This is a genomic window from uncultured Shewanella sp., assembly GCF_947495455.1.
Taxonomy (GTDB): Bacteria; Pseudomonadota; Gammaproteobacteria; order Enterobacterales; family Shewanellaceae; genus Shewanella.
Genome location: NZ_CANLZC010000097.1, coordinates 1 through 23,191, shown reverse-complemented (window position 1 = coordinate 23,191; position 23,191 = coordinate 1). Strand labels below are relative to the sequence as shown.

At 41.3% G+C, this 23,191-nt stretch carries 19 protein-coding genes and 1 pseudogene; 6 read left to right on the top strand and 14 right to left on the bottom strand.

Features of this window, described 5'->3' with window-relative positions; genetic code table 11:
* Positions 1-419 precede the first annotated feature (419 nt).
* From Q0791_RS19760 to Q0791_RS19730, 7 genes are all read right to left on the bottom strand, one after another.
* Positions 420-1,271 carry an ABC transporter permease gene (locus tag Q0791_RS19760; protein ID WP_299010201.1) on the bottom strand — a complete coding sequence of 284 codons (852 nt, stop codon included), beginning with the start codon at positions 1,269-1,271 and terminating at the stop codon, positions 420-422.
* 4 nt (positions 1,272-1,275) lie between these two features.
* The gene (locus tag Q0791_RS19755; protein ID WP_299010197.1) at positions 1,276-2,541 is read right to left on the bottom strand and encodes an ABC transporter permease; all 1,266 of its coding nucleotides are present in this window, start codon (positions 2,539-2,541) and stop codon (positions 1,276-1,278) included.
* On the bottom strand, positions 2,526-3,593 hold the full coding sequence (locus tag Q0791_RS19750; protein WP_299010194.1) for an ABC transporter substrate-binding protein: 1,068 nt from the start codon (positions 3,591-3,593) through the stop codon (positions 2,526-2,528). Before Q0791_RS19750 ends, Q0791_RS19755 begins: the two co-directional genes overlap by 16 nt.
* A 92-nt stretch (positions 3,594-3,685) precedes the next feature.
* Positions 3,686-4,756 (bottom strand): ABC transporter substrate-binding protein, encoded by a 1,071-nt coding sequence (locus tag Q0791_RS19745; protein WP_299010191.1) that lies wholly within the window; start codon positions 4,754-4,756, stop codon positions 3,686-3,688.
* Positions 4,757-4,847: 91 nt separating this feature from the next.
* Positions 4,848-5,921: an extracellular solute-binding protein gene (locus tag Q0791_RS19740; protein ID WP_299010188.1), complete on the bottom strand. Its 1,074-nt coding sequence runs from the start codon at positions 5,919-5,921 to the stop codon at positions 4,848-4,850.
* A gap of 18 nt (positions 5,922-5,939) precedes the next feature.
* Complete coding sequence (locus Q0791_RS19735; RefSeq protein ID WP_299010185.1) at positions 5,940-7,004, bottom strand: ABC transporter substrate-binding protein; 1,065 nt, start codon at positions 7,002-7,004, stop codon at positions 5,940-5,942.
* A gap of 82 nt (positions 7,005-7,086) precedes the next feature.
* Complete coding sequence (locus Q0791_RS19730) at positions 7,087-8,208, bottom strand: ABC transporter ATP-binding protein (RefSeq protein ID WP_299010182.1); 1,122 nt, start codon at positions 8,206-8,208, stop codon at positions 7,087-7,089.
* Positions 8,209-8,434: 226 nt separating this feature from the next.
* Between Q0791_RS19730 and Q0791_RS19725 the strand changes: the two genes are divergently transcribed.
* Positions 8,435-9,307, top strand: coding sequence for an SDR family oxidoreductase (locus Q0791_RS19725; protein WP_299010179.1), 873 nt, complete (start codon positions 8,435-8,437; stop codon positions 9,305-9,307).
* Positions 9,308-9,388: 81 nt separating this feature from the next.
* Here Q0791_RS19725 and Q0791_RS19720 read toward each other — a convergent pair whose 3' ends face one another.
* The 7 genes from Q0791_RS19720 to Q0791_RS19690 form a co-directional block, all read right to left on the bottom strand.
* Complete coding sequence (locus Q0791_RS19720) at positions 9,389-10,984, bottom strand: S8 family serine peptidase (protein WP_299010176.1); 1,596 nt, start codon at positions 10,982-10,984, stop codon at positions 9,389-9,391.
* A 505-nt stretch (positions 10,985-11,489) separates the two neighbouring features.
* Positions 11,490-12,233 (bottom strand): TorF family putative porin, encoded by a 744-nt coding sequence (locus tag Q0791_RS19715; protein ID WP_299010173.1) that lies wholly within the window; start codon positions 12,231-12,233, stop codon positions 11,490-11,492.
* Between the two features lie 118 nt (positions 12,234-12,351).
* Complete coding sequence (locus tag Q0791_RS19710; protein ID WP_299010170.1) at positions 12,352-13,536, bottom strand: BCCT family transporter; 1,185 nt, start codon at positions 13,534-13,536, stop codon at positions 12,352-12,354.
* A 283-nt stretch (positions 13,537-13,819) separates the two neighbouring features.
* Complete coding sequence (gene betA / locus Q0791_RS19705) at positions 13,820-15,520, bottom strand: choline dehydrogenase (protein WP_299010204.1); 1,701 nt, start codon at positions 15,518-15,520, stop codon at positions 13,820-13,822.
* A gap of 12 nt (positions 15,521-15,532) precedes the next feature.
* Positions 15,533-16,996, bottom strand: coding sequence for a betaine-aldehyde dehydrogenase (gene betB / locus Q0791_RS19700; RefSeq protein ID WP_299010167.1), 1,464 nt, complete (start codon positions 16,994-16,996; stop codon positions 15,533-15,535).
* Positions 16,993-17,322: a hypothetical protein gene (locus tag Q0791_RS19695; protein ID WP_299010164.1), complete on the bottom strand. Its 330-nt coding sequence runs from the start codon at positions 17,320-17,322 to the stop codon at positions 16,993-16,995. The genes betB and Q0791_RS19695 overlap by 4 nt, the downstream gene beginning before the upstream one ends.
* 473 nt (positions 17,323-17,795) lie before the next feature.
* Positions 17,796-19,376: an isocitrate lyase gene (locus Q0791_RS19690; RefSeq protein WP_299010161.1), complete on the bottom strand. Its 1,581-nt coding sequence runs from the start codon at positions 19,374-19,376 to the stop codon at positions 17,796-17,798.
* A gap of 111 nt (positions 19,377-19,487) precedes the next feature.
* On the opposite strand from Q0791_RS19690, the gene Q0791_RS19685 reads away from it, so the two are divergent.
* The 5 genes and pseudogenes from Q0791_RS19685 to Q0791_RS19665 all read left to right on the top strand — a co-directional run bounded on the left by Q0791_RS19685 (position 19,488) and on the right by Q0791_RS19665 (position 23,105).
* Entirely contained in the window at positions 19,488-20,432 is a 945-nt protein-coding gene (locus tag Q0791_RS19685) for a LysR family transcriptional regulator (RefSeq protein WP_299010159.1), read from the top strand.
* A gap of 21 nt (positions 20,433-20,453) precedes the next feature.
* The gene (locus Q0791_RS19680) at positions 20,454-20,708 is read left to right on the top strand and encodes a hypothetical protein (RefSeq protein ID WP_299010156.1); all 255 of its coding nucleotides are present in this window, start codon (positions 20,454-20,456) and stop codon (positions 20,706-20,708) included.
* 603 nt (positions 20,709-21,311) lie between these two features.
* Entirely contained in the window at positions 21,312-22,010 is a 699-nt protein-coding gene (locus tag Q0791_RS19675) for a hypothetical protein (RefSeq protein ID WP_299010153.1), read from the top strand.
* Positions 22,011-22,055: 45 nt separating this feature from the next.
* A complete protein-coding gene (locus Q0791_RS19670; RefSeq protein ID WP_299010150.1) occupies positions 22,056-22,586 on the top strand; it encodes a hypothetical protein in 531 nt (176 codons plus the stop codon).
* Between the two features lie 119 nt (positions 22,587-22,705).
* Positions 22,706-23,105: pseudogene (locus Q0791_RS19665) on the top strand (VOC family protein).
* The last annotated feature ends 86 nt before the right edge of the window (positions 23,106-23,191 follow it).

Genomic DNA, 23,191 nt, shown 5'->3' with positions numbered 1-23,191 from the left:
ATTGTGTCACCTATATTGATATGAAACTGATTATACAGTCTCTAAGTAGGTGGCCAAATTCACTATACCTCTTCATTATCATGCTATTGAAACTGAACATGTAGACAATGGTATTGTAGATGAGTTAGTCAACTGTCTTGAAATCTCATTTAATAAGCCTGGAAGCAACAGAATATTTAAATTTTAATTATAAATTTGAATATTTAAGGTAGTAAACACTTGACTTAACCGCTAAATGTTTATCGCTATGAAAAGCGGTGGGTTTAAAATCAGCATATTTTTGCTTAACGAGCGCGAGGATTTTCTTTCGAAATACAGGTAAGAAACGGCGGTTACTGGCTGCCTACGACGCTTAGACACTAGGCTACTACGCCATCTTGACAAAATTGATTCACCTGTTTTTTAACATGTCAACGAGTCTATTCTAATATTGACTCATCTGTTTTTTCTCGATGACGCAGCATTAATAGAATGATGAGAAGTAACAATGTTGTGAGTGTCAGTATGCTGGAAACGGCGAGGATAGTCGGGTTGATTTGCTCTCTTAGGCCAGAGAACATTTGTCTTGGAATCGTACGTTGCTCTGGTCCCGCTAAAAAAAGCACTAACACAATTTCATCTAAAGAGGTGACAAAAGCAAAGAGTGCGCCTGATAACACACCTGGTTTGATGAGCACAAAGGTAATGGTAAAAAATGCTTTTAACGGTGTTGCACCACATAAGCGTGCGGCATTGTATAAGCTTTGATCGAAGTTTTTTAATGCTGCGCTGACAGTAATAATCACAAACGGGATCCCCAATGAAGTGTGCGCGAGAATTAAGCCTAAATAGCTGCCAACCAGATTAAATTTCGCGTAGAAGAAAAACATGCCTGCAGCCGTGATAATTAAAGGGACTATCATAGGGGATAAAAAAATCGCCATAGTGAGGCGTTTAAAAGGCATTGAAGGCGCGTTCAACCCCAAAGCGGCAAGTGTGCCGAGAAGGGTGGCGAGGAAAGTACTGATGACGGCAACCAATAGGCTATTTTTTATGGCGGTTAACCAAATGGGGGTGGTGAAAAAGGCTTGGTACCACTTTAGTGAGTAAGCATTGGGATCCAGATTGAGCATACTTTGAGTGAAACTAAAATAAGGCTCTGCATTAAATGATAATGGAATAACAATGAGCAGAGGTAAGATAAGAAAAAAGAGCACTAAGAAAGCGAAGAGCTTTAATAAAATAAAAAAGAGTTTTTGTGACCAGTTAGACTTGCTAGGGTAATAAGCCATAACATCATACCAATTTGAGTTTATTTGGATCGGTTAACCTGTCAAATACCCAATACAGGACAATAATAAACAGCAATAATAAGGCGCCTAATGCCGATGCCAGAGCCCAATTATTGGATTTTTGCATGTGAAACGCGATGATATTTGAGATGAGTTGACCATCGGTTCCACCGACTAATGCGGGAGTAATAAAATAGCCGATAAAAAGAATGAAGACTAACAAAATACCGGCACTGACACCTGGAAATGTCATGGGAAAGTAGACAGTACAGAACACTCGGGTAGGTTTTGCGCCTAATGAACTCGCTGCGCGCACATAGTAAGGGTCAATGCCTTTCATAACAGAATATAAAGGTAAGATCATTAAAGGTAAGAGGATATGTGTCATGACCAGAATCGTTGAAAATTGATTGTAAAGCAGTGGCAAAGGGTGTTGAATAATATTGAGCCAAAGTAATGTCGAATTGATGACACCATGGGTTTGCAGTAACGCAATCCAAGCTGTGGTTCTCACCAATATAGATGTCCAAAACGGTAATAAGACAAAGATAAATAATATGTTGGCAGTGCGACTTGGAACATGTGCCAAGTAGTAGGCCAATGGATAGCCTAATAGTAAGGTTAAGCCTGTAACGATGAGCGCCATTTTTAAGGTTTTGAAAAAAAGGTCAATATACAGTTTATTTTCGGGGTTAAATTGAATGTTTCCTTGAGGATTTTCTTCAAGGCTCAATGCCGTTAAGTAATACTGACTGGTAAAGACTTGACCTGCTGCTTTAATGGCAAGCCAAGTCGCTTTCTTCTTCCATGCGGGATGGCTTTTTAATAAGGAGGCTTCTCCCTGATGGAGTAATGTTTCATCATCGATTTTATTTAATTTTCTTGCACTTATTTTGATTGAAGAAGCGGCGCCGGGTAAATTTCGATTGATTGCTTGTGCTAATTGACCGACTTGTCTCTTGCTGGCAAGGGTTTTTAATTCCAGTGCCATTCGAGTCATGACTTGTTCATTGGGGAGTGTTTTACCTTGCCATTCATTCAGTAATGCTATGGTATGAGGGATCAGCTGTTGGACATTTGGGTGATAAACACTGCGAAATAAGAGTGTGGCAATAGGGGCAATAAAACTAAAAACGAGAAAGCAAATTAAAGGCAGTGTTAATGAAAAAGCCAGCCATTGATGATGGTGATGCTCTGCACGGGCAGCGGCTTTTTCATCGCCAGAGAGTGCCATATTAGCCTGAGTCATGGGTATTACTCTAGAAGCCATTGGTTGAATTTGCCCCCTAATGAGCCGCCATAATCACTCCAAAAGAGTGAGTCGGCTTTTAAACCTTGTTTGGTGTGTGTTGTGGGCAAAAATGGAATGATATCCGGTGGCGTTAGTGCCATTGATGAGTGCCGTGTGGGTCCATAAGCGATTTGAGTGACGTTTGATAATGGTTTTGTTCCTGTTGCAAACGCAATGAAATCCAATGCAGTTTGCTTTTTTTTGCTTCCTTTTACGATAGCCCAAACTTCAAGATCATAGACATTGCCATTCCAGACAATTTCAAAGGGTTTTTTGTCTTTCGTTATTGATTCAAAAATCCGTCCATTGGCGGATTGAACCATCACAGCGCCACCATCATTGAGCAGTTCTGGTGCTTGAGACCAACTGTCAAACCAGATAATGTCATCTTTAATGGTATCCAATTTAGCAAAGGCGCGTTCTTGTCCTTCTTTTGTGGCTAAGACACGGTATACTTCATTTTTAGGCACGCCATCGGCTAATAGTGCCCACTCTAAGTTAACTTGAGGCTGCTTTCTTAATGCCCTTTTTCCTGGAAATTTTGTTGTATCGAATACATCTTGAACATGAGTTGGCTTAAGTTTACCTATGGTTTCTTTGTTGAACGCAAATATACTTGACCAGATCAGCGAACCAACAGCGCATTCATTGGCTAAAGCCTCGGGCAAAAAGTCTTCTTTAGCGGGGGTGCCATTACTGCCGTTAGGTAAAATAGTCTTGGGAATGATTTCTAATAGCCCATTACTACAGGCCCTTTCTAAGTCAACGGCTTCCATGTCTACGACATCCCAGAGGATTTTATTGGTTTCAACTTGTGCCTTAATTTCTGCAATGCCGCCAGAATAAGCATCAAACAATATGGTGTTTTGAGTCTTTTTCATATAAGGATCTATCATGTATTTTTTTTGTATGGCGCCATAAGCACCGCCAAAAGAAACCAGAGTTAGCGTGTTTTCTTTTGCGATGCTGTGATTGATATAGCTAACTATGGCGAAAACCACGATAATAACCTTGAAAAAAAGATGACGCATATTGGCTTATCCTTATGTTGAGTCCTGTGAGGGGATTAGCGTGTGATCAGTTTTCTACACGAGCCTTATAATGTTAGTGCACCCTGTAGGTTTTACTGCTTTAATAGCCAGTGGTTGAACTTAACGCCTAATGATTCACCATAGTCACTCCAAAAGAGTGAGTCGGCTTTTAAACCTTGCTTCATGTGTGTTGTGGGCAAAAAAGGAATGATATTAGGAGAGACATAATCCATGGATGATTGTCGAGTGGGGGCATAGGCAATATCGGCCAGCCCTGCTAAAGGTTGCGTACTGGTCGCAAAAGCAATAAAGTTCAGCGCTTCTTTTTTATGTTCGCTGCCTTTGACAATTGACCACACATCAAGATCATATAAATTACCATCCCAGACGATTTGAAAAGGTTTGTTATCTTTGGTGATGGCATCAAAAATACGTCCATTAGCAGATTGAACGATCACGGCACCGCCATCATTGAGTAATTGAGGGGCTTGAGACCAACTATTAAACCAAATAATGTCATTTTTAATGGTATCTAACTTATCAAAGGCTCTTTGTTGGCCACTTTCTGTTGCGAGTACTTGGTAGATCTTGTTTTTAGGGACACCGTCAGCGAGTAGAGCCCATTCTAAATTGACTTGTGGGCGTTTACGTAAAGCACGTTTTCCGGGAATTTTTTTTGTATCAAAAACGTCTTCAATGGTTTTGGGATAGATCTTGCCAATGGTCTTGTTGTTAAAGGCAAAAATGTTAGCCCAGATGATAACCCCTACACCGCATTCATTGGCTAAGGCCTCGGGTAAAAAATCTTGTTTAGCCGATACGCCGTCCTTGCCTTTAGGTAAAATATCTCGTGGGATCACCTCAAGTAAGCCTTCACTGCAAGCACGCTCCAAATCAATGGCTTCAATATCCACAATATCCCAGAGGATTTTATTGGCTTTAACTTGTGCTTTAATTTCTGCTACGCCGCCAGAGTAATCATCAAACAGTATGGTGTTTTTCGTTTTCTCCATATAAGGATCTATCATGTATTTTTTCTGTATGGCGCCATAAGCGCCACCAAAAGAGACAACGGTTAGCGTGTTTTCTTCTGCGATACTGCGATTGATAAAACTAAATATAGTGAAAAAGATGATAATAACCTTGAAAAAAATATGACGCATATTGGCTTATCCTTATATTGAACCCTATGAGGGTATTTGTGCGTAATCACTTTCCTATACCTTCTTCATAACCTTAGTGCATTCAGTCGGTTTACTGCTTTAACAGCCACTGGTTGAACTTGAGCGTTAATGTTTCACCATAGTCACTCCAAAAGTGTGAGTCGGCTTTTAAACCTTGCTTCATGTGCGTTGTGGGTAAAAATGGAATGACGTTGGGGGAAACAAAGGTCATAGATGATTTTCGCGTGGGCGCGTAAGCGATATTTGACATGCTGGCTAAGGCCTTAGACCCCGTGGCGAAGGCAATAAAGTCTAAGGCAGTTTGTTTATGTTTTGTGCCTTTAACAATGCCCCACATATTGAGGTCATAGATATTATCGTCCCAAACTATTCGAAAGGGCTTTTTTTTCTGGGTTATCGCATGATAAATATCGCCATTGGCAGATTGAACAATCACTGCACCGCCGACATCGAGCAGCTCTGGCGCTTGGGACCAGTGATTAAACCAGATAATATGTTCTTTAATGCTATCGAGTTTAACAAAGGCCCTTTGTTGGCCTTGTTCTGTGGCGAGGGTTTGGTAAAGTACTTCTTTGGGGACGCCATCTGCCAGCAGTGCCCATTCTAAGTTGATTTGTGGACTTTGACGAAAAGCACGTTTTCCAGGAATTTTTTTTATGTCAAAAATATCATTGAGGTTTTTTGGATAAATTTTGCCTATGGTTTGTTCATTAAAAGCGAATATATAGGCGGGTATCATAGTGCCTATTCCACATTCACTGAATAAGGCTTCGAGTAAAAAGTCTTGTGTTGCTGCTATCCCGTTGTTGCCTTTGGAAAGGATTGTTTTAGGCAAAGGTTCAAGTATTCCTTCGTTGCATGCTCGCTCCAAATCCATTGCAGCGATCTCAACGATATCCCAGCGTATGTTATTCGATGCAACTTGCGCTTTGATTTCTGCAATATCACCAGAATAATGTTCTGAAAGGATTGGGTGCTTTGTTTGCTCAATATAAGGATCGATCATATATTTGCTTTGTATTTCTGAAGAGATCCCTTTAAATGAAACTAGGGTTAATGCCTTCTCTTCTGCGATACTGGCAGTGATAACGCAGGATATAGTGATAAAGGTGATGCTTATTATTTTAACGAAAACATATCCCATATTAGCTAACACTGCGGCTTACTGCTTCAATAGCCATTGGTTGAATTTGACGCCTAATGCCTCACCATAATCACTCCAAAAAAATGAATCGACTTTTACGCCTTTTGGCATGTGGGAACTGGGTAAAAAGGGGATCACTTTGGGAGAAACAAAAGCCATAGAGGACTTTCGAGTAGGGCCGTAAGCAATATCAGCCATACCGGCTAAGGGTTTAGAGCCAGTGGCAAATGCGATAAAGTCTAAGGCAGCTTGTTTATGCTGACTCCCTTTGACAATTGACCATACATCCATATCATACAGATTGTTATCCCAGACGATTTGAAAAGGCTTGTTATCTTTTGCGATGGCATCATAAATGCGACCATTGGCAGATTGAACAATCACAGCGCCGCCATCATTAAGCAATTGTGGTGCTTGAGACCAACTGTTAAACCAAATAATATCATCTTTGATGGTATCGAGTTTAGCAAAAGCCCTTTGTTGACCTTTTTCAGTGGCAAGGATGTCATAGAGTTGTGCTTTTGGAACCCCATCGGCCAGCAGAGCCCATTCTAAGTTCACTTGTGGGCGTTTACGTAAAGCCCGTTTTCCGGGAATTTTTTCTGTGTCAAAGATATCATTAATGCTGGTGGGGTAATTGTCGCCGATTGTTTCTTTATTAAAGGCAAAAATATTAGCCCACACCATGATCCCAATACCACATTCATTGGCTAATGCTAAGGGCAAAAAGTCTTGTTTGGCGGGAGTACCGTTACTGCCTTTGGTTAAAATATTGCGTGGAAGCACTTCCAGTAAGCCTTCACTGCAAGCACGATCTAAATCAATGGCTTCAATATCGATAACGTCCCATAATATTTTATTGGCTTCAACTTGCGCCTTCATTTCCGCTACTCCACCGGAATAGTTGTCAAATAATAGGGTTTGTTTGGTTTTTACCATATAAGGATCGATCATGTGTTTTTGTTGCGCAGCGCCATAAGCACCGCCAAAAGAGACAACCGTTAAGGGTGAATCTTTGGCAAAAACGGGAATGATTAATGGGTTAAAAAAAATAATCAGGGAGAATATTATCAAATAGGGCATTATCATTTCCTTAATTAAGAGACATCTGCTAAATGGAGTGTAGTCGAGTTTTAAGGCTCTTATATGTCATTCTATGTCATTCTCAAGTGTCACATGGAAAGGCATGAGCATGCTTCACTGACCAAGTAAGTTGCACTTTGTCTTTTGGGGCCAAGCTAAGTGGATGATGAGTATTCAGGCTTTTGACTATAATGGTCTGTTCTTTATTGGTATTTTTATCATTGAGCGTGAAATAATAACGAATACAATCACCGACATAATGTTTAAAAGAAAAGGAGACGATGAAGGGGTTAGGTGAAATTTCGTCTGTTGTTTCCTTTATGGGAAGCATAGTGATTTTTTCGGGGCGAATTGAAATGAGGCAGGCTTGATTGGGCTGTAACGCTTGATTGGTATTGACATTAATAAGGTGATTATTAGAGAGCATAACGCGAGTTTCTTGTTTATTTTGATGTATGCAATGACCCTTTAACATATTATTTTCACCGATAAAGTCGGCGACAAATGCATTGCTTGGTTGTTCATAGAGAATGTGGGGGTTGTCGCATTGTTGCACTATGCCTTGATTAAAGACGGCAATTCGATTTGACATGGTCAACGCTTCTTCTTGATCGTGAGTCACATATAGGACAGTAAATTTTAGTTTTTTGTGTAATTGAGTAATTTCCAGCTGCATTTGCTCGCGAAGCTTTTTATCTAATGCGCCTAGAGGCTCATCCATTAACACTAAATTGGGTTCAAAAATGAGGGCTCTGGCTAATGCGACACGTTGTTTTTGTCCGCCGGAGAGTTGACTGGGATATCGGTGAGCAAAATCTGTCATTTCAATCATGTCAAGAAAGGTGTTAATTTGCTGCTTTCGCCTCTTTGTTGACCACTTTCTGACTTTTAAAGGGTAAGCGAGATTTTGTGAGACTGTCATATGAGGGAAAAGGGCATAGTTTTGAAAGACCATGCCAATGTTACGTTCATGAGGAGCTAGGCGCTTTATGGAGTGGCCATTTAATAATATATCCCCACTGGTTACACCTTCAAAGCCTGCCACTAACATTAATACTGACGTTTTTCCTGAGCCTGAAGGGCCCAATAAAGTGACAAACTCCCCTGCGGCAATATTGAGATTAAAATCTTTCACGACTAATTGGTGTTGGTCGTAACTTTTTTTGATCCCATTAAACTGTAAAAATGTTTGTTCACTTTCCATTGATTGCCTTTTAATATTGAGAAATAGGAATGCAGCTCGGCACGATTAAAAAACCATTGAGTAATGACTTAAGGGTAAGTAGTGATTAAGACTTGTGCAAGTTCAAGGAAATGAAAAAAATAAATGTGATATGAGGTGTATATTAACAATATTTATATCGTTTTTTATACTGATAAAGAGTAGGTTAATGAATAATGATAAAAACGAATAAGTGAGGATAGATACAATGGCTAAAGTCGCTGTAGTGACTGGCGCATCGTCAGGATTGGGGCTGCATTTATCAATCATGTTAGCGAAGCAAGGAATAGTGACTTACGCAACCATGAGAAACCTTGACAAGAAGCAAGCACTATTGGATGAAGCACATAAGCAGGGGGTGAATATAGAGGAAACGCTCATTATTCAACCACTCGATGTACAGAGCTCCAGTAGTGTTGAGGCTTGTATTAATCGGGTTATAGAAGAGGCCGGTAAAATTGATATTCTCGTTAACAATGCCGGAGCGGGTTTTATTCGAACCACAGAGCAAGCGACAGAAGAAGAGATCAAATGGGCGTTAGATGTTAATCTCTTAGGGGTGATCCGTTGCACTAAAGCGGTACTCCCTTTTATGCGTGAAGCAAGAGCTGGGCATATTATCAATATCTCCTCTGTAGGCGGACTGGTAGGGCAACCTTTTAATGAGATTTATTGCGCAGCAAAATTTGCTGTCGAAGGTTACACTGAATCCATGGCAAGTTATATTCAGCCTTGTTTTAATGTGAACTTTACACTTGTTGAGCCAGGTGGGATTGCGTCGGAGTTTGCCAATAATGTCTTAGGGCAATTTCAAGCATCTGGCGGTATGCGAGAGGATGAATATAAACCGATTTTAGAGCAATATATTCAAGGTGCTCAAAATCGCAGTGATGATGGCGTATATCAAACCAGCGAAGAAGTGGCGCAAGTGGTGTTTGACTGTATCGCAATGGATAAGCCGCCTGTGCGTATGAGAACATCACAATGGGCCAAGGATTTCTGTGAGATTAAAACCCAACAGGATCCTGATGGAAAGCGGCAGCAGCAAAAAGTGATTGAGACTTTTTTGCCTAACGTTTAATACTTAATGCCTTATCAAGCGGTTACTCATATGAGAGCAAAATGATTTTTGCTCTCATGATCACTGTGAAAGGAGAATGAACTACTCTGACGTTGTGCCAGTGCAAGGATTGCTGGTTAAATATTCATCTGCACTGGCGGCTTGGACAATCCCATAGCCGTAATACACATCATGTGCCGATGCATCTGTGCCTGGATATAAGGCAGATTGAGTCAATGCATTGCGAATTTCCTCACCAGAACATTCGTTATGATTGGACCAAACTAATGCGGCAACTCCTGAGACAGCAGGCGTGGCCATGGAAGTGCCACTCATGTAACCATAATCTCCCAAACCGATATTAAGACTAAAACTCGATGCGCTTAACACAGCACTGCGATCGTCATAATCGACCCCTGTTGCAGGAATACTAGTGTCATTATCGTCTCCTAAAGTGGCACTTAATGCGCCGGATTCGTTATTGATAATAACGGCGCCTAGCCCGCCGGAAGCTTCACAATTAGCCACTTTGTCATAAAAGGAATTGTTGCCTCTATCGATAAGACACACTTTACCGTTTGCATTAGTGTCAACCGATTCTGCTGTGCCCATATAGTAACTGGCCGCGTTTGTCACAGTACCGGTATTTTCCATGGCTGTGTTTTCAATATTCACGTCATCGGCAGTTAAAAAGGCCATGGTTGCAGTGCCTTCAGGATAAGTAGAAAGGACATTGACCCCAGCTGCTGTAATTTCGACACAGTCTTGATTACTGGAACAACTGGGATACTGAGAGAAGTCGGCAATGCTATTATCATTGTCTACTGCACCAACCATCATCACTGAATCATATCCCGCAGGATAGGAGCGATTACTATTGCCATCATTACCCGCTGCGGCGACGGTCAGTCCACCTGCGTCGGCAAAAGATTGAAAAGCCTCTGACTCGGTTGTGCTCGAACCACTGCCACCTAAACTCATACTGATAATGTTGGCGCCTGCATCTTGGCAAAGCTGTGCGGCACTGGCCAGATCGGAAGAGTAGCCCCAACCGTCTTCATTAAAGACCTTAATGATATGTAAGTCGACCTCAGGTGCCATACCAACCACACCTATGTCATTATCCGTCGCGGCCACTGTGCCAGCCACATGGGTGCCATGTGGGCCACCATTGTCATACCAATTTCCAGTGCCTGAGTCATTATCACCGCTAATGTTATTCCAATTAAAATCAGATGCGGTGGAATCTAGGCCCGAATCAATAATACAAACTTTAATGCCCGCATTGCTATTAAAAGAGACTTGATCCGCTTGAGCTTGATAAACGCCATAAGGGGTGATCTGAGTGTCCATAGGATCGCCATTATCATCCTGATAACTTGTCGTTGTGGACGTAGTTTCTATGCTGCTGGATGAAGAGGAGAGCAAATATCTGGGTTGATCGACTTCAATTAACCGAATATTGGAATTGTTTAACAGTCCTTTGACATCGGCGAGTCCTTTTCCGTCAAATTTGGCAGAAAAAAAGCCATTACCATCGACTTTGATGGTTGCGCCCAGTTTTTTAGCCAGTGCTTTGACAATAGGTTTATTGGTATTATCGATTTTAATGATAAAACGGTGTTTATCGATATCAGCAAAAGCGGCCGTGCTCAAGCAAGTTGCTGCTATAAGTGTAGCAATGTTAGATAATTTCATCTTCACCTCTGACATATCATTATTTCATTTATATTTATTTAGGTTTGGAACATTGATACCTAAATAATGTCAAAGGCCACGCTATATTTATTAAGTATTTTTCACCAAATAATTTACTTAACTTTAAATTTAATCCCCTTGTTAATCCGATTAAGTTATGTTTAATGTTTTAATTGCTGATTTAAATGCTATTCATTGTTAATTAATAATACTTTGTTTGTATATTTATGTGTCCTTGATTGTTGGTTATCCTCCTTTAAATAAATGGGTGAATAAATATTAATGAAGAAGAGAAGATGCCAAGCGGGTGACGCTTGAATTTGACTTGCGAGCAATATTGAAGTCAAATACTGAAAATGGGTCTAAACTCAAATGTTAATGTTGAATGTTAAGCTTTAATTTAACAAAAAAGAAAAGTGAATATTGACGCATCTTTATTTTGTAAGCTATTGATGAGCGGTCGATATTCACTTTATGGGTTACTGATTGATGCGATTAACTCACATTAAAAATTAAAGGTTCTGGCAACAGAGATCACAAAACGTGGATCTGAGACATTTTTTCCAGAAACATTTAAATCCATATTGGTGTCTTCTGCGGAAACGGTTAAGTCAAATGACTTCACATTAGTCATATAGGCGATGCGATAATGGTTATAGGCACGATCGTCTCCCCAAAGCCATTTATCTTTATCACCAGAGGTTGAACGATCGAAGCTGAAGCGAATATCATGGCCTTCAGCCAGCGTAAAGGTATGGGCGATCATGCCGATATAATGACTGCCACCATAGCCGAAATAATCCCAAGTGTACCAAAAGTTTAATTCACTGTGACCGATAGATGAGTCATAGCCAAATTTAGTGTAAAGCTCAGGGTAGTTGTAGTCGCTTGAAGCGTCATCACCATGGTAAGTATAATAGGCAAGACCTGCGTCTAAACTGAATTTATCGGTGAGCTGAAAATAGTGTCCAGCATAGGCATCAAGTTCCAACCAAGTGTCGTCACCGCTACCAAAATCCACATTAGAGGCGAAGGCACCAAGGTACCAACCCGCATTTGCTGCATAATCAAGGCTGGCTTGTAAAGCGGGGTTATTTTGAGTTTGACTCACACCGTTAAACATATAGTCAGAGGTGGCCGTTACGGTTGAAGATAACGCCGCATAAGCACTTGAAGTTGACGCTAATAAAGCCGTTGTGGAAAGCATTAAAAGCGTTTTGCTGATTTTTGTTTTTAGCTTGTTCTTCATTTTATTTTTATCATCTATATTGAGTGGAAAATGATGTCTCGCAGGCAGTTCAATACAGGTTATCCTGTATTGAACTGAGCACTTAATTGTTATTATTAATTGTTAGTTTTGTTTTTTATTAATTTGTCGTTAGAGGTTTACGAATGCTAAGGCCTTTAGTGTAATGCAGGTGAAGCATATAAAGGGTGCAGCTGAAAAACAGGCCAATATTTAAGGCGCCAATCCATTCAATTTCTAAGAAATTAAGTTGGAACAATAAAGTCAGCCCTGACATTAAGATTAAGTTGGCAATAAAGTAATTCCACTTACCTAAACGTTCAACGGTGAAATTTAAGTTATCGGTATACAAGCGGATCAAAGAATCCAGTGAGTTGATCACAAAAGTAATACCGACGACCACCATAGCAAGATTATAAAACCCTGTCGTATTCAGGCCATGAGTGCTGTAGTAGTAAAGTACGGTAAACCAAATGGCAATAGGAATAGACGGAAAGATCATCATGGCGATAAGTACTTGATAGGCTTTTAATCCACCGACAAAGCGTGAGGTAAATTGACCTATCATAATACTCCAAGCAAACCACCAAAGAAGATAAAACTCATGGTAGTCATTAAGCGGCAATACGAAATGGTTCAGGTTAGAAAAATAGCCTCCAACTAAACCTAAGGTGCTAAAGAATTCTTTAACACTGGACTCTGGCGATAAAAAGGCACCTGCCCACATGATGGCAATTAAGCTTAAAAACAACCAAGTACTGCCTAGACTTAAAATACGCACATACTTAAGGCTGATACTGGAATAAACCGCTGCTGCAATAACCGCAAACACAATTAAATAGAATGTTGCAACGATAGTACTGCCATCACCAACTTCAGGTAAATACCAAGGTAGGTTTGATAACAATAAATAGGCAGTAAAGGCACAGGTACCAATAATAACGACATTATTAATCAGTTTAACCCATGTTATTTCAAAGAATTTGACCTTAGGTTCGATGACACAAAAATAGAAGCAAGTGAGGAAATAAAACCCCCAAATGAGGCATCCCCAAAAACCAAATTCAATGGCCAGAGGATTAGTAAAGCCGTATTCAGGGCTGGCTGCCACATCGGCGTACCCAGCAAATTCCGTGAGCGGGAACATGATCAAGCCCACATCTAAACCCGAAGTGAACAAGATTGCGATAAAAGTGAAGGTGCCAACGGGGTTCGTGCCGACGCATTTTACATTGCCCCAGCGATACAGCACAAAAGCAATGGCGATGAGGGTAAAAATAATGCCCATTGATAACCAAAGTGTCATTTTAGCCTCCTTTTTTGAACAAGTTGAAGTAATATCAAGTGTGATCCTTTGTTTGTTATTCATTAGTGGTTATTCAATATCAAATGATATCCTTCTATACCCAAACGACCTGACTGCATCATTTTAGGTCGCTTGGGTATAGAAGTGAGTTAACCTTATTTGGGCTTTGTTTTTTTAAGGCCAAACAAGATAAAGGTTAACTGCTGAAAGTGTGATGCCCAGCCTATTGAAAGCACATATCAAATGGATTCAACAGGCTTGGCGTGTAACCTTATTATTTTTATTATGAGTGTGGGTTTGTATTCCTTTTTGGTGTGTGAGAGCGTTGTTGTTCTAATGGTTCGGCAAGGATCACTTTGTGGTTTTCAGCCTTTAGCATAGGACGAGACAGTATCAAATCCGCCGCACGTTCAGCCAACATGATTGTGGGTGAGTTCAAGTTGCCATTGGGAATACTGGGGAAAATTGACGAATCGACGACGCGCAGCCCTTGTATGCCATGAACTTTTGTATCGGGATCCACTACGGCCATGTTATCAAGGCCCATTTTACAAGAGCAAGAAGGGTGGTAGGCACTCTCCACAGCGCTTCTGACAAAGGCATCAATTTCTTCGTCGGTTTGAATATGTGAGCCCGGCTGAATTTCTTCGCCGCGATAGTCATCAAGAGCAGGCTGATTGATGATTTCACGAGTCAATCTCACGCAAGCTCTAAAGCCTTCAATATCGTCTTGATGCTCAAGATAATTAAATTGAATGCGGGGAGCGATGTGAGGATCCTTTGAGACTAAATCCACACTGCCACGACTTTTAGGCTTATTATGGCCAATATGCACTTGAAAACCATGGCCGGCAAAGGCTTCTTTACCATCGTAGCGCATAGCCGCGGGTAAGAAATGATATTGCAGATCCGGCCATTCAAGGTTAGCCTTTGAGCGAATAAAGCCACAAGATTCAAAATGGTTAGTTGCGCCCAATCCACTTTTATTTAAAATCCAACGTGTACCGATAAACAGCTTATTGAGAGGATCGAGCTTACCATTGAGTGAAATGGGTTTTAAGCATTTAAATTGAAAGTAAAACTCTAAGTGATCTTGTAAATTTTGGCCCACACCCGGTAAATCATGGATCAGCTCGACACCAGCTTGCTTCAGTTTATTGGCATCGCCGATACCCGATAACTGTAAAATATGCGGTGAGCCAATAGAGCCTGCACTTAAGATCACTTCTTTTTGGCAAAAGATATTCTCTACTTTACCTTTACGTTCAACACGAACACCTTTAGCTTGCTTTCCTTTCAACAGGACTTTATGCACCAAAGCATGGGTGATGACAGTTAAGTTGCTGCGTTTCATGGCAGGACGTAAATAGGCGTTAGCAGTGGACCAACGCACGCCATTTTTTACCGTCATATGCATAGGGCCAAAACCTTCTTGCTGGGCCCCATTATAATCTGACGTGGCTAAATAGCCCGCATCCACACCAGCATCAACAAAGGCTTGATACAGCGGATTTTTCATTTCATTACCGTTATTCACGGCAAGGGGGCCAGCATTTCCTCGATAATCATTTCCACCAAAGGCCCAAGTCTCAGCTTTTTTAAAGTAGGGTAGGCAATGAGCATAATCCCAATTCGTCGCGCCCAGTTGCTGCCACTCATCGAAATCTTTCCCATGGCCACGGACATAGACCATACCATTAATGGATGAAGATCCTCCCAGCACTTTACCGCGAGGGCAGTGCATTTGGCGGTTATTTAAAAAGGGTTCGGGTTCAGTTTCAAATTGCCATGCGTATTTGCTGGTATTCATTGGAATGGATAAGGCGGTAGGCATTTGAATAAAAATGCTTTTGTCGCTGCCACCGGTTTCCAATAGTAACACTTGATTGTTGGGATCTTCCGATAATCGATTGGCTAATACGCATCCTGCTGAGCCTGCGCCAACAATAATATAGTCGTAATGATGTTGATTAGTTGAGCCTATCAAAACAGATCCTTAAAATGGACTTTCTAGGGACGCGAGTCCCACATAAATCGCTTTTGTTTGAGTGTAATGTTTCAGGGTTTCAGTGCCATTTTCACGGCCGATCCCCGACAACTTATAACCGCCAACAGGCATTTCTGCAGGCGAAGCCCCATAGGCGTTGATCCAACAAATGCCGGCTTGTAATTGATGAATAACGCGATGAGCTCGTGTAATGTCTTGAGTAAAGACCCCAGCGGCTAAGCCCATTTCGGTATTGTTTGCTCGCTTAATGACATTGTCTTCGTCACTGAAGGTGAGTACCGACATCACTGGACCAAAAATTTCTTCACGACAAATGGTCATGTCATCTGAACAATTCGTAAAAATAGTGGGAGCAACAAAATAGCCATTAGGGGCATTGTCAGGCTGTAGAGCACGGCCTCCTGTGAGTAAGGTTGCGCCTTCTTCAATGCCTTTGTTGATATAACCTAAGACTTTTTCTTGATGCGCTTTTGAGATCAGTGCGCCAAAATTGGTAGACGGATCCATAGGATCGCCACAAACAATATTGTCTTGGGTTCTTTGCTTTAGCTTTTCGATGAATTGAGGGTAAATATTGTCATGTACAAATACCCGTGTTCCATTGGTACAAATTTCCCCTTGAGTATAAAAGTTGCCTAGCATGGCAGCGGATACGGCATTATCGATGTCAGCATCATCAAAGATGATCAGTGGCGATTTACCCCCTAATTCCATGGTCACGCTTTTTAGATTACTGGCCGCTGAGGCCATGACTTTTTTACCTGTACCCACTTCCCCCGTAAAAGAGACTTTGGCAATATCGGGGTGGGCTGTGAGCCATTGCCCAATTTTTCCATCACCTAAAACAACGTTAAAGACGCCATTGGGTAAACCTGCTTGAGTAAAAATCTCTGCAAGCTTCAATGCGCCTAAGGGGGTTTCTTCTGAGGGTTTGAAAATCATGGCATTACCGGCGGCAAGTGCCGGTGCTGATTTCCAGCAGGCGATTTGTAGCGGGTAATTCCAGGCGCCAATACCGGCACAAATGCCCAATGGCTCAGGGCGAGTGTAATAAAAATCATTGCCAACTTGTTGCTGACTGCCTTCTAGGCCTGCAGCAATATTGGCAAAGAATTCAATGGCATCTGCACCTGTGGCCACATCAACCACACTGGCTTCTTGCCAAGGTTTACCTGTGTCTTTCACTTCTATTTCGGCTAATGTGTCATTGTGTTGGCGTAATAAACTGGCCGCTTTGAGAAGAATGCGATTTCGTTCAATCGTGCTCATTGTTGACCAAATGGCAAAGCCTTTTTTTGCGCTGTCTATGGCGGCTTGTTGGATTTTTTCATCACAGGTGTCGACATGATAAATAATTTCACCCGTTGCGGGATTGGTAACAGCAATAGGATCACTCTTGTTGCTGGCTAAATATTGACCGTCAATATAACTGTAAAAATGCGGTAAGGTCATGATGCGCTCCGTACGACATGAAAGGAGTGTGAGTCAATGGCATGATTGACATAATGCGCCATTTTGGTTTTTAAAAAGGCGGGTAATAAGGTAAATAGCCGACTTAATGATTTTTTTTCTTTATAAAAACAAGCTTTCAAACTTGTTAGACATAATAAATGCTTATTGTTGGTGTGAGCTGCAGCGAGTGCGGCATAGCTTGCTTGTTTGGCATCAAATATTCCTGCTTGAGAGTAAGAGAAACTCGAACTGGATTTTCCATTCAGTGTTTCTTTTGTGTTTATTTTATGTTTCTTTTGTCGGGATTTTTTTGATGTCAATGGCATAAATCACTTAACTGCAAAATGGCATGAAAGGCCACAAAGTCCTTTTAATGGAGTCGTATACTAATACTTAGCGTTCAAACTATCAACAAAAATAAAAGCCGTGATTAGGGAAAATAGTCCTGATTATCAAGAAGATTTCTTCTTTAGTTAATGTTAATGCGCTGTTTTTTATTTGTTTTATATTGGTTTTAAAAATGATTGAGTGCGAAGTGACAGTTTAAATGACTGTTTGAAATATAAGCGCTATCACAGGGGGATTTGAGCGAAAAAAACCAATGAGCCTGTTTGTTTGCCGACGTAATTAAAGATTTTTTGTAAACAAAGGGATAAAAATGAGTATTGAAATGCAATCTATTTACAACGCAGAATGAGAGGTGGAGCATCACCTCTCATTTGAGAGTCAAGAGCTAAAGCTAAGAGCTAGAATCAAGATCTAAAGCCAAGATCTAGAGTATAAGGATAAGCTTTATCGATTAAAATTGATTCATGGTATTGTCTTTACCAGAGGCTTTCAGTGCCTGATCGCCAGAGAAGTACTCTTTATGATCATCGCCCATGTCAGAGCCTGCCATGTTTTGATGTTTCACACAGGCAATGCCTTGACGAATTTCTTGGCGCTGCACATTTGCCACATAGCCTAACATGCCCATGTCACCAAAATAATCTTTGGCTAAATTATCTGTCGATAAGGCCGCCGTATGGTAAGTCGGTAAGGTAATTAAGTGGTGGAAAATGCCTGCCTCACGGGCCGCATCGGCTTGGAAAGTGCGAATTTTTTCATCGGCTTGTTGTGCTAATTCACTGTTGTCATATTCCACATTCATCAAATCAGCGCGCTCATAAGCGCCCATGTTCTGGCCTGCGGCTTTCATGGTGTCAAACACTTGTTGACGGAAATTAAGTGTCCAATTGAATGAGGGGGAGTTATTGTAAACCAATTTAGCATTGGGAACGGTTTGGCGAATGGCATCGACCATAGCGCCAATTTGTGCCACATGGGGCTTTTCTGTTTCAATCCACAGTAAATCGGCGCCATTTTGCAAGGCCGTAATGCAATCAAGCACGCACCTTTCTTCCCCTGTACCTTGTCTAAATTTAAATAATCCGTTAGGTAAACGCTCAGGCTTGACTAGTTTGCCTTGTTGCTTAAAGACAATATCACCATCGCTGATGTCATCCATGCTGACTTCTGTGGTTGCTAAGAAGGCATTATATTGCTCGCCTAAATCACCCGGCGAGTTAGTGACGGCAATTTTTTGCGTCAGGCCAGCGCCTAAAGAATCGGTACGGGCGACAATGACACCATTATTAATGCCAAGTTCTAAGAAGGCATAACGCACGGCATTAATTTTGGCGAGAAATTCCACATGGGGCACAGTGACTTTACCGTCTTGGTGGCCGCATTGCTTCACATCTGAGACTTGATTTTCTAACTGAATACAGCAAGCGCCAGCTTCGATCATTTGTTTTGCCATTAAATAGGTGGCTTCTTCATTACCAAAGCCGGCATCAATATCGGCAATGATGGGCACAACATGAGTTTCAAAGTTATCGATTTTCGCTTGAATGGCTTGTTTTTCATGATTTGGCGCCATATCGAGTTGGCGAAACAGATCGCCAAGTTCACGGGCATCGGCTTGGCGTAAAAAGGTATAAAGCTCTTTGATCAATGACGCAACGGAGGTCTTTTCATGCATAGATTGATCGGGCAGCGGGCCAAACTCAGAGCGGAGGGCGGCCACCATCCAGCCAGATAAATACAAATAGCGTCGTTTAGTGGTTAACAGGTGTTTTTTGATGGAGATCATTTTTTGTTGGCCGATAAAACCATGCCAACAGCCTAAAGATTGCGTATACAGTGATGAGTCTGCGTCATAATTTGCCATGTCCTCACGCATGATGTCGGCGGTATATTGAGCAATATCTAAACCGGTTTTGAAGCGATTTTGCATTCTCATGCGGGCAACGGCATCGGCATTGATTGCGTTCCAGCTCGCTCCTTCAGCATTAATCAAGCTTGCAGCTTTATCTATCTGGTTTCTATAGTTCGACATAATAATTCCTTTTTTAACAAGTTGATTAGCAGCGTTTGATTACTCATCAAATAGTAGTTATATTGCTCTAAATTAGTCTAATTTATAGTTTGTATTTTCGGTATTTACCCTATGAATATATCTCGTATTGATTTGAATTTATTAGTTTATCTAGATGTATTGTTACGTGAAAAGAATGTGACTCGTGCGGCAGATCAATTGGGGATCAGTCAGCCTGCCATGAGTAATGGATTGAAAAGACTAAGAACTTTATTTAATGATCCTTTGCTTATTCGCACCAGCCAAGGAATGACGCCCACCGAGCGTGCAAAGGAGTTGGAGCCCGCCATTCGCTCGCTGCTGATTGAACTGGAAAAAGCCGTTCAGCCGCGAGCAGACTTTGATGCCGCCAGAAGTCACCGCGTATTTCGCATCATGGCCAGTGATTATGCAGAAGCGACCTTACTGCCGCTATTGATCGACCGACTTCGCAGTGAAGCGCCCAATATTATTTTGGATATCATGACCCCCAGTGATGTGAATTTTCCCGATGTAGAGCAAGGCACGGTGGATATGGTCATTAATCGCTTTGACAATATTCCGCAATCTTTTCATCAAAAAGTGTTATGGCGAGATGATTTTAGTTGTGTGATCAATAAAACCCATCCCGTGCTCAATGATTTTCATCTTGACAGTTATCTCGAGGCGCACCATGTGTGGGTCAGTAAAACCGGTATGGGCGTGGGCGTGGGCATGGATCCTGCGGATGTGCAGCGCCTAGGTTGGGTCGATGAAGCCTTAACCCGTATTGGTAAAAAGCGCCGTATTACTGTGTTTACACGGCATTATCAAGCGGCGTGCTCCTTGGCTGAACAACAAGATCTCATTGCCACTGTGCCCAGTAAAATGGCGCGTTTGCAACAGGCTAATCCTAAGGTGATGATTGTGAAGCCGCCCTTTGATATTTTGCCCATTGAACTTACCATGGCCTGGAGCCCGCTGCTGCAGCATAATCCCGGCCATCGGTGGATGCGAGAGATGCTCACCAAAACGGCCAATACCATTGATAAAGGGTAAAGGATAAGGAGGTGGATAGGGATGCCAATCCACATCCAGAGTAAGCTTGATGGCCATTTACAGGTGTGGCCTTCAATAGTGTCTGGTGATATTGAGTTGAATTGCTGCCAGCAGGGTGAAGGTTATGAGTTTTACACTCACAAAGGTGGTGTAACAAATTATCGTTTGGCTTTATTGGCCAGTGTTTTTTCAATGTGTCACTGTTATGGGGATCAATTACCTGCCGGCAGGGTAAAGATCGTGGATTCCCATCCACAGAAGGGGATCATAAACTAGCGTTTAACGTATTGAGTTGGATTATATTGAGTTTGTCATTTTATTATATTAATTGCCTGCCGCAGGCTTTTGTGCAGATGCCCCTGCGAGACGCTGTGAAGCCATCCATGGCCGCTTTACGGTTTCATCCCTGAAACCGAAACTAGCAGGTGCATCTACACGGGGTGTTAAGAGCAAAAGAAAAAATCAAAAGCAAAGAGAAAGTCAGTGGATTTCTTCGAACGGGCTGTGATTTATTAATCTACTCTAAAACAGCTACCTACATTCTATATTTTGTTTAAGGCTAAACAAAGAAAAGTGCTTTGTTAATGCTAGGGGGGGCGTTGGATTCTCTTTTAGCGAAAAGATAAACTTGTGAGTGATATCAAGTAGTTCACTTTGATCTCACTTGATTTTAAACAATTTGTTTACATGAGTAAGGTTTGAGGGTATGTTGCTGGGTGATGTGATAGTGAAGTTATTGGTTTTCATACTTAATAGAGTAAATTATGCAATACAGTATGTGAGTAGTGTGCCAGATGTTTTAACAAGAGTACTGGTCTGACATGATAAACGCGCATGCGCATTATACAAAGGTTATGAGTAAGAGGTATTCAAACCACTATGCTAAAGAAGCTTAAGGATTGGTACGAAGGGGAATACATCCCTTATGAAAATGAAGCAGACTCATCAGCGGTTATTATTGGTGGTGATATGAAGCGTCCGTTGCTGGCTAGAGTAATTTCTGCAACCATCGATTTCTTTAAAGTGCACTGGAAGTGGGTGATAACAACTCTCATTGCATTTCTAGCTGTCTTAGCGGCGATGCCATTCGCAATAATTAACTATCAAAAACTAACTGACCCTGAGGTCATTCATGAATCATCTAAAACACGGTTACCCGGATTTGGTTTTATAATATTTAATGAAACCGAACAAACAATTCGAATAAAGACAATCGGTTCATTCCAGTTGCTTGCAGATCTTACACCGATGACTGATACAGTAATGGCAAATGGCCGTTTCATTCTCGGAAGCAGGTCTGGCGACAAGCCCGATGTTGAATATTTTGAAATACTTCCTGGGAAAAGCTTGCATGTTGATGGAAGCTTTATAAGTCCTAATAATTTTAATCGTTACTACCAAGCTGGAGACTTAGAAGTAAGTTTCTTTCTTGAGCAAGAGGGGAGGCTAATAATAAAAGGTGGCATGTTATTCAACCAGGATCATTTAATTGCAGAGCCAATTGCTATTTTTGTGAAAGAAACTCATAACAAGCCCGTCCAGCCGACCTCCGCTATCGCTCCAGCGGCTGACGGTTAGCGTTAGGCCTCTATTCAGATAACGAGCATTAAAAGGAGTTTTGATATGGAGATATTCAAAAAAAATCCGTTTAGGATTTATTTTACTATTGTAATTGCAGTATTTATTTGGTGTTTATTATTGTGGCAGCATAGTAATGGCGGTGTCCCAAGCCACCATTTACTGCATAGAAGTGATTTACCCGCTATTTCAAATTGGTGGGGAGGCATTCTTCTGCCGGTACTTAGCTGGCTTTTGCTCAGCATGACCCACAAGAGAGAGGAAGGGAGTTATTCGCTTAGTGTTAAGTTAGGTTTTATCGGCGGGTTACTCTACGGAATTGTATTGTCGGTATCTTTTGTAAATGGTTTTGAGCAAGTAGCATCGCTTATGGCTCCAAGTTTGTTGGTTATAGCCTTATTTCTACCTATTTATCATTCAGAGTATTATCTTGGGTTTGTAATTGGCATGTCTCCCACATTTGGCGTCGTTTTGCCCATAGGGTTTGCTCTAGTAGTAGTTATTCTGGCATACATTATTTACAAGTTTATCCGGCCAATTCCCTCGTATTTGGTGGAAAAATTTCGCGGCGCCTAAAAGGCCTAACAAGCCAGTCAAGAACGGACGCAAAACAGTTGGCTTGCGCTCATTCTTCGCTAATTGTAGCCAACTATTTTGCACCGCTTACTGGGGCGTTATGTTTACAAGGAAAGTTCGTGTTAAACGGCATAAATCACATCACTATCGCAGTAAATGATTTAGAAGAGTCCTTCGATTTTTATGTGAAAATTTTAGGTATGGTTCCACATGCAAAATGGTTAACTGGTGCATACCTTTCTTTAAATCATTTATGGTTTTGCCTTTCACTTGATAAAGCTTCTCCTTCAAACGACTATTGTCATTTAGCATTTGATGTACCCGATACTAATTTTAAAATGGCTAAAGACAAGATTCTCGGTTCAGGTGCTAAACAATGGAAGCAAAATAAAAGTGAGGGTAATTCCTTATATTTCCTAGACCCAAATGGTCACAAATTAGAATTACATGTAGGTAATTTAACTAACCGTCTGGAGTCTTTAAAAAATTAAACCATATGATGGCTTACAATTGTTTTAGTTGTAAACATAACAAGAGACTATGGTGTCAATCGTTAATTTCAAGCTTTTGATGCTTTCCACAAAACGCCATCTCTTAACATTGAA

Excerpts from the sequence above, each read along its gene's own strand:
- Q0791_RS19720 (WP_299010176.1), bottom strand. The coding sequence starts at position 10,984 with ATGAAATTATCTAACATTGCTACACTTATAGCAGCAACTTGCTTGAGC.
- Q0791_RS19710 (WP_299010170.1), bottom strand. The coding sequence starts at position 13,536 with ATGACACTTTGGTTATCAATGGGCATTATTTTTACCCTCATCGCCATT.
- Q0791_RS19755 (WP_299010197.1), bottom strand. The coding sequence starts at position 2,541 with ATGGCTTCTAGAGTAATACCCATGACTCAGGCTAATATGGCACTCTCT.
- Q0791_RS19760 (WP_299010201.1), bottom strand. The coding sequence starts at position 1,271 with ATGGCTTATTACCCTAGCAAGTCTAACTGGTCACAAAAACTCTTTTTT.
- Q0791_RS19745 (WP_299010191.1), bottom strand. The coding sequence starts at position 4,756 with ATGCGTCATATTTTTTTCAAGGTTATTATCATCTTTTTCACTATATTT.
- Q0791_RS19670 (WP_299010150.1), top strand. The coding sequence starts at position 22,056 with ATGGAGATATTCAAAAAAAATCCGTTTAGGATTTATTTTACTATTGTA.
- Q0791_RS19750 (WP_299010194.1), bottom strand. The coding sequence starts at position 3,593 with ATGCGTCATCTTTTTTTCAAGGTTATTATCGTGGTTTTCGCCATAGTT.
- Q0791_RS19735 (WP_299010185.1), bottom strand. The coding sequence starts at position 7,004 with ATGCCCTATTTGATAATATTCTCCCTGATTATTTTTTTTAACCCATTA.
- Q0791_RS19685 (WP_299010159.1), top strand. The coding sequence starts at position 19,488 with ATGAATATATCTCGTATTGATTTGAATTTATTAGTTTATCTAGATGTA.
- Q0791_RS19695 (WP_299010164.1), bottom strand. The coding sequence starts at position 17,322 with ATGCCATTGACATCAAAAAAATCCCGACAAAAGAAACATAAAATAAAC.
- Q0791_RS19725 (WP_299010179.1), top strand. The coding sequence starts at position 8,435 with ATGGCTAAAGTCGCTGTAGTGACTGGCGCATCGTCAGGATTGGGGCTG.
- Q0791_RS19680 (WP_299010156.1), top strand. The coding sequence starts at position 20,454 with ATGCCAATCCACATCCAGAGTAAGCTTGATGGCCATTTACAGGTGTGG.
- Q0791_RS19675 (WP_299010153.1), top strand. The coding sequence starts at position 21,312 with ATGCTAAAGAAGCTTAAGGATTGGTACGAAGGGGAATACATCCCTTAT.
- Q0791_RS19730 (WP_299010182.1), bottom strand. The coding sequence starts at position 8,208 with ATGGAAAGTGAACAAACATTTTTACAGTTTAATGGGATCAAAAAAAGT.
- betB (WP_299010167.1), bottom strand. The coding sequence starts at position 16,996 with ATGACCTTACCGCATTTTTACAGTTATATTGACGGTCAATATTTAGCC.
- Q0791_RS19690 (WP_299010161.1), bottom strand. The coding sequence starts at position 19,376 with ATGTCGAACTATAGAAACCAGATAGATAAAGCTGCAAGCTTGATTAAT.
- Q0791_RS19740 (WP_299010188.1), bottom strand. The coding sequence starts at position 5,921 with ATGGGATATGTTTTCGTTAAAATAATAAGCATCACCTTTATCACTATA.
- Q0791_RS19715 (WP_299010173.1), bottom strand. The coding sequence starts at position 12,233 with ATGAAGAACAAGCTAAAAACAAAAATCAGCAAAACGCTTTTAATGCTT.